General features: G+C 63.4%; 6 protein-coding genes. All 6 read right to left on the reverse strand.

Translation table 11 applies throughout. The features are described from left to right. Positions 1–316: 316 nt before the first annotated feature. The gene (gene argR, locus L6D75_RS07815) at positions 317–1297 is read right to left on the reverse strand and encodes a transcriptional regulator ArgR (RefSeq protein ID WP_176518122.1); all 981 of its coding nucleotides are present in this window, start codon (positions 1295–1297) and stop codon (positions 317–319) included. Positions 1298–1397: 100 nt separating this feature from the next. After that, positions 1398–2162, reverse strand: coding sequence for an ABC transporter ATP-binding protein (locus L6D75_RS07820; protein WP_008096710.1), 765 nt, complete (start codon positions 2160–2162; stop codon positions 1398–1400). Between the two features lie 22 nt (positions 2163–2184). Next, on the reverse strand, positions 2185–2883 hold the full coding sequence (locus L6D75_RS07825; RefSeq protein WP_176518121.1) for an ABC transporter permease: 699 nt from the start codon (positions 2881–2883) through the stop codon (positions 2185–2187). Further along, on the reverse strand, positions 2880–3569 hold the full coding sequence (locus L6D75_RS07830; RefSeq protein ID WP_176518120.1) for an ABC transporter permease: 690 nt from the start codon (positions 3567–3569) through the stop codon (positions 2880–2882). The genes L6D75_RS07825 and L6D75_RS07830 overlap by 4 nt, the downstream gene beginning before the upstream one ends. 88 nt (positions 3570–3657) lie before the next feature. Beyond that, a complete protein-coding gene (locus L6D75_RS07835) occupies positions 3658–4446 on the reverse strand; it encodes an ABC transporter substrate-binding protein (protein WP_176518119.1) in 789 nt (262 codons plus the stop codon). A 586-nt stretch (positions 4447–5032) separates the two neighbouring features. Next, on the reverse strand, positions 5033–6000 hold a 968-nt coding region (locus tag L6D75_RS07840), incomplete at its 5' end, for an AMP-binding enzyme (RefSeq protein ID WP_236193466.1).

A 6000-nucleotide genomic window follows, 5' to 3' on the forward strand; every position in this document is an offset into this window, starting at 1 on the left:
CATTCAATTGGAGGGGGTGCGGGGTGTAGGGCGTTGATTTTGTGGCGCCGCATAAATCGAGCGCCGCCCGCGCGGCGCATCGCGGATAAATCCGCTCCCACATTTGTTGCAACGTACCTATGCCTGATAGGCCATGGTTGTCAGCCTCGTGAGTACGACGCAGTGTCTCGGCGGGAGCCAAAGGCGGGCAACCATGGCCTGACAGACCGCGGCACGTTGCAACAAATGTGGGAGCGGATTTATCCGCGATGCGCCGCGCGGGCGGCGCTCGATCTCATGGTCGCCATAAAACTCAAGGCATGCACCCCAAGGCACATCAGCCCTTTTCGGCAGGCGCCGAGCTCAACTCGAACGGGCTGCTGCTACGGCGCTGATTGCGGTCTTCGCGCGGCGTCGCACCAAAGAAGTTGCGGTAGGCACTGGAGAAATGCGGCCCCGAGGAGAACCCGCAGGACAAGCCGATCTGGATGATCGACTTGCTGGTCTGCATCAGCATCTGCCGCGCCTTGTTCAGGCGCAGCTCCAGGTAATACTGGCTGGGCACGCGATTGAGGTACTGCTTGAAGATGCGCTCCAACTGCCGGCGCGACACGCACACGTGCTGGGCGATTTCGTCGGTGGTCAGCGGCTCTTCGATATTGGCCTCCATCAGCAGCACCGCCTGGGTCAGCTTCGGGTGGCTGGAACCCAGGCGATTCTGCAGCGGAATACGCTGGCGCTCGCCCCCTTCGCGGATGCGCTCGACCACCAGCTCTTCGGACACCGCCCCCGCCAGCTCCGCGCCATGGTCACGCGCCAGCACCGCCAGCAATAGGTCGGTCACCGCCATGCCGCCGCAGGCCGTGAGGCGGTCACGGTCCCAGTCGAACAGGTGGCTGGTGGCAATGACCTTGGGGAAGCGCTCTGCAAAATCGTCCTGCCAGCGCCAGTGCACCGCCGCGCGGTAGCCATCGAGCAGGCCGAGCATGGCCAGCGGGTACACGCCGGCAGACAACCCGCCAATCATGCAACCACTGCGCGCCACCTGCTTGAGCGCCGCCGACAGGGCCGAGCCGATCGCCTGGGGCAAGTCGTCCGCCAGCAAGAACAGCTTGTGACAGCCTTCCAGGCGGCCGTTCCAGGGCTCGCCCGGCAGGCGCCAGGCGCCCTCCTCGGCAGGCTCGGCCTGGAGGAAGGCCAGCTCGTAGACCACGTCCGGATGCACCCGCTGGGCCACCTGCAACACCTCCTCCGCCAGCGCCAGGGTCAGAGGCTTGGTGCTGGGCCAGATGAGAAAACCGATTCGCTGGGTGGTCATAGGGTAAGGTCCGAAACCTGAGGTCGTTCGCGTCTGTGGCGCCGTGGGCAGGCTGTGCTCGCTGCGCAGCATGCCCTATTCTGGTGCAAAGATGCAGCCTTTACTTGAGGCTGCCCGAGAGAAACTGCTTGAGCCGCTCGGATTGCGGGTTGGCCAGCACTTCGCGCGGGCAGCCGGTTTCTTCGACCAGGCCCTTGTGCAGGAACACCAGCTGGTTGGACACCTCGCGGGCAAAGCCCATCTCGTGGGTCACCACCACCATGGTGCGGCCTTCCTGGGCCAGCGCCTGCATCACCTTGAGCACATCGCCCACCAGCTCCGGGTCGAGCGCCGAGGTCGGCTCGTCGAACAGCATCACCTCAGGCTCCATGGCCAGGGCCCGGGCGATTGCCACGCGCTGCTGCTCACCGCCGGACATGTGCCCGGGGAAGGCGTCCTTGCGGTGCGCCACGCCCACCTTGGCCAGGTAGTGCTCGGCCTTTTCCAGGGCTTCCTTCTTGCTCACGCCGAGCACGTGCACCGGCGCTTCGATGATGTTCTCCAGCGCCGTCATGTGCGACCACAGGTTGAAATGCTGGAACACCATCGACAGGCGCGAACGCATGCGCTGCAACTGGCGCGGGTCGGCCGCCTTGAGCGCGCCATCCTTGCCGGCGACCATCTTCAGCTCTTCGTTGTTGAGCAGGATCTTGCCCGCGTGCGGCTGCTCGAGCAGGTTGATGCAGCGCAGGAAGGTCGACTTGCCCGAACCGCTGGAGCCGATGATGCTGATCACATCGCCTGCCTTGGCCGCCAGGGACACGCCCTTGAGCACTTCATGGCTGCCGTAGCGCTTGTGCAGGTCTTGGACTTCGAGTTTGTACATGCTGTCGGTTCTCACAGAGCGTTCAGTGCTTGCGCGGCGCCAGGTAGCCGAGCCAACGGCGTTCGGCCAGCTTGAACAGGCGCACCAGGATGAAGGTCAGGCACAGGTAGAACACGCCCGCCGTGATGTAGGCCTCGAAAGGCAGGTAGTACTGGGCATTGACCGTGCGCGCGGCACCGGTGATGTCGATCAGGGTCACGATCGACGCCAGGCTGGTGGTCTGCAGCATCATGATCACTTCGTTGCTGTACTGCGGCAGCGCCCGACGCAAGGCCGAAGGCAGCAGGATGCGGCGGTACATCTTCATGCGCGACATGCCCATGGCCTTGGCCGCCTCGATCTCGCCATGGGGCGTGGCCTTGAGGCTGCCGGCGATGATTTCGGCGGTGTAGGCGCTGGTGTTGACGGCAAACGCCAGGCAGGCGCAGAAGGTCGCGCTGGACAGCCACGGCCAGAAGATGCTCTCGCGCACCGCCTCGAACTGGGCCAGGCCGTAGTAGATCAGGAACAGCTGCACCAGCATCGGCGTGCCGCGGATCACGTAGGTGTAGAGCCAGGCGCTCATGTTCACCAGCGGCTGCTTGGACACCCGCATCAGCCCCAGCGGCACCGCCGCCAGCAAGCCGAACAGCAGCGACAGCGCCAGCAGCTTGAGGGTGGTCAACAGGCCGCCCAGGTACAGCGGCATGGCTTCCCAGATGACGTTGTAGTCGAAAATCATAGCTCAGCCACCTTGACGCCCACCGAGTAGCGCTTCTCGAGATACTTCAGGGCCAGCAGCGAGACGCTGGTGATCACCAGGTACAACGCCGCCACCGCCAGGAAGAAGGTGAAGGGTTCGCGGGTGGCGTCTGCCGCCTGCTTGGCCTTGAACATCATGTCCTGCAGGCCGACCACCGAAATCAGCGCGGTGGCCTTGGTCAGCACCAGCCAGTTGTTGGTGAAGCCCGGGATCGCCAGGCGGATCATCTGCGGCACCAGGATGCGGAAGAACACCTGGCGGTTGCTCATGCCATAGGCCACGCCGGCTTCGGCCTGGCCCTTGGGAATACCGAGGAAGGCGCCGCGGAAGGTTTCCGACAGGTAGGCGCCAAAGATGAAGCCCAACGTACCGATACCCGCCACCAGCGGGTTCAGGTCGATGTAATCGTCATAGCCGACCAGCGGCGCCACACGGTTGATGATGTCCTGCCCGCCGTAGAAGATCAGCAGGATCAGCACCAGGTCCGGAATACCACGGATCACCGTGGCGTACATATCGCCCAACCAGGCCAGCCAGCGCACCGGCGACAAGCGCAGCGCCACGCCAATCAGGCCGAGCACGATGGCCAGGGCCATCGACGACAGGGCGAGCTGCAGCGTCAGCCACGCCCCGTCGAGGATGACTGCCCCGTAGCCTTTCAACATGATGAGGTCCTCGACCTAGAGAATGAAAAATGGTGCAAACCTCAGAGCCTCTGCTGTTTGCACCATTGCACAGGTGAAACTCGACGACTTAGTTCGAGTCTGGACCGTAGATGTCGAAATTGAAGTACTTGGCTTCGATCTGCTTGTACTTGCCGTTGGCACGAATCGCGTCGATCGCCTGGTTGATGCGCTCGCGGTTGGCGTCGTCGCCCTTGCGCACGGCGATGCCGACGCCGTCACCGAAGTACTTCACGTCGGTGAACGAAGGGCCAACGAAGGCAAAGCCCTTGCCGGCGTCGGTTTTCAGGAAGCCATCTTCGAGCAGGGTGGCATCGGCCACGGTGCCGTCGAGGCGGCCGGCGGCGACGTCGAGGTAGATTTCGTTCTGGGTGCCGTATGGCACGACGGTAGCGCCCTTGGGAGCCAGCACTTCCTTGGCGAAGCGGTCGTGGATCGAGCCGCGCTGCACGCCGATCTTCTTGCCGCTGAGCTCGCTCAGGCTGTCGCTGACGGTGGTGCCTTGCTTCATGACCAGGCGCGCCGGGGTCAGGTAGTAGCGCTTGGTGAAGTCGACCGACTTCTTGCGATCGTCGGTGATCGACATGGACGACAGGATGGCGTCGATCTTGCGCACTTTCAGCGCCGGGATCAGGCCGTCGAACTCCTGCTCGACCCAGGTGCACTTGGCTTTCATCTCTTCACACAGGGCGTTGCCGATGTCGTAGTCGAAACCGGCGATGCTGCCGTCTGGCTGCTTGAAGGCGAAGGGTGGGTAGGCGGCTTCGATACCGATCTTCAACGGTTTTACATCATCGGCCTGCGACACCAGGGAAAACACGGAAAGCGCCAGGGCGCCAAGCAGTGCGAGCTTCTTCATCAGGTAACTCCATCGGTACGGGGCAATACAAGGCAGGGGAAACAACTGCCCGTTATGCGAATGGGTACAACGCGAGCCGCGCAGGGTTCGACCAAGGTCGCAGACCACGAGCGAGTGAGTGGCATTTTAACGACAGCCCGGTAGTCGATATTTCTTCAAAGCGACAACTACTTACAGAAGCGCCTGAAACCGCAGCGGGCGAGGTTGACAGCCTTTGCAGAATATGCAAGAGCGCAAGAAATAGAACCCATTGGACTAGCAATTACTGGGCCTATTATTGGCAAAGCCTTGTGTTACGGCAAGTGCAGCGTGCTGCGTTGCAAAAAATGGCTATGGCAGCGCACCGAATCGGGTCGTAAATGTTCCCGGGCGCCTCGTTTTTGTGCGAAAGCGGTGACAGAAGAGTTACCGATGAATGTCGGGTAACACTTAAGCAAAAACCCCGCCGGTTGCCCGAGCGGGGTTTTTGCTTAAGCCGGGGCCGCTTTGCGGCCCAATCGCCGGCAAGCCGGCTCCCACAGTGGCTGCGCGATCCCTGTGGGAGCCGGCTTGCCGGCGATTGGGCTGCAACGCAGCCCCAAGTACCTCAGGCAGTCGCCAGGCTCATCGCCTTGTGGGTGTCGATCAAATGCTGCACCACCCCAGGGTCAGCCAGGGTCGAGATGTCCCCCAGCGCATCGTATTCCCCCGTGGCGATCTTGCGCAGGATGCGCCGCATGATCTTGCCCGAGCGGGTTTTCGGCAGCCCCGGCGCCCACTGGATCACGTCCGGCGAGGCGATCGGGCCGATTTCCTTGCGCACCCAGTTCTTCAGCTCCAGGCGCAACTGCTCGCTCGACTCCTCGCCGGCATTGAGGGTCACGTACACATAGATGCCCTGGCCCTTGATGTCGTGCGGCACGCCCACCACCGCCGCCTCGGCGACCTTGGGATGCGCGACCATGGCGCTCTCGATCTCGGCGGTGCCCATGCGGTGCCCGGAGACGTTGAGCACGTCATCCACCCGGCCGGTGATCCAGTAGTAGCCATCCTCGTCGCGGCGCGCGCCGTCACCGGTGAAGTACATGCCGCGGAAGGTCTTGAAGTAGGTGTCGACGAAGCGGTCGTGGTCGCCGTACAGCGAACGCGACTGGCCCGGCCAGGAGTCGAGGATCACCAGGTTGCCCTCGGCGGCGCCCTCGATCAGGTTGCCCAGGTTGTCCACCAGCGCCGGCACCACGCCGAAGAACGGGCGGGTCGCCGAGCCTGGCTTGAGCGCGGTGGCACCTGGCAGCGGGCTGATCAGCACGCCGCCGGTCTCGGTCTGCCACCAGGTGTCGACGATCGGGCAACGTTCCTTGCCGACGGTCTTGTAGTACCAGTTCCACGCCTCGGGGTTGATCGGCTCGCCCACCGAGCCCAGCAGGCGCAGGCTGGAGCCGTCGGCACCGGCCACGGCGGCCTCGCCCTCGGCCATCATCGCGCGGATGGCGGTGGGCGCGGTGTAGAGGATGTTGACCTTGTGCTTGTCGACGATCTTCGACACGCGGGTGATGTCCGGGTAGTTCGGCACGC

This window comes from Pseudomonas faucium (assembly GCF_021602585.1).
In the GTDB taxonomy this organism is placed as follows: Bacteria; Pseudomonadota; Gammaproteobacteria; order Pseudomonadales; family Pseudomonadaceae; genus Aquipseudomonas; species Aquipseudomonas faucium.

Excerpts from the sequence above, each read along its gene's own strand:
- L6D75_RS07830 (WP_176518120.1), bottom strand. The coding sequence starts at position 3,569 with ATGTTGAAAGGCTACGGGGCAGTCATCCTCGACGGGGCGTGGCTGACG.
- L6D75_RS07820 (WP_008096710.1), bottom strand. The coding sequence starts at position 2,162 with ATGTACAAACTCGAAGTCCAAGACCTGCACAAGCGCTACGGCAGCCAT.
- L6D75_RS07835 (WP_176518119.1), bottom strand. The coding sequence starts at position 4,446 with ATGAAGAAGCTCGCACTGCTTGGCGCCCTGGCGCTTTCCGTGTTTTCC.
- L6D75_RS07825 (WP_176518121.1), bottom strand. The coding sequence starts at position 2,883 with ATGATTTTCGACTACAACGTCATCTGGGAAGCCATGCCGCTGTACCTG.
- argR (WP_176518122.1), bottom strand. The coding sequence starts at position 1,297 with ATGACCACCCAGCGAATCGGTTTTCTCATCTGGCCCAGCACCAAGCCT.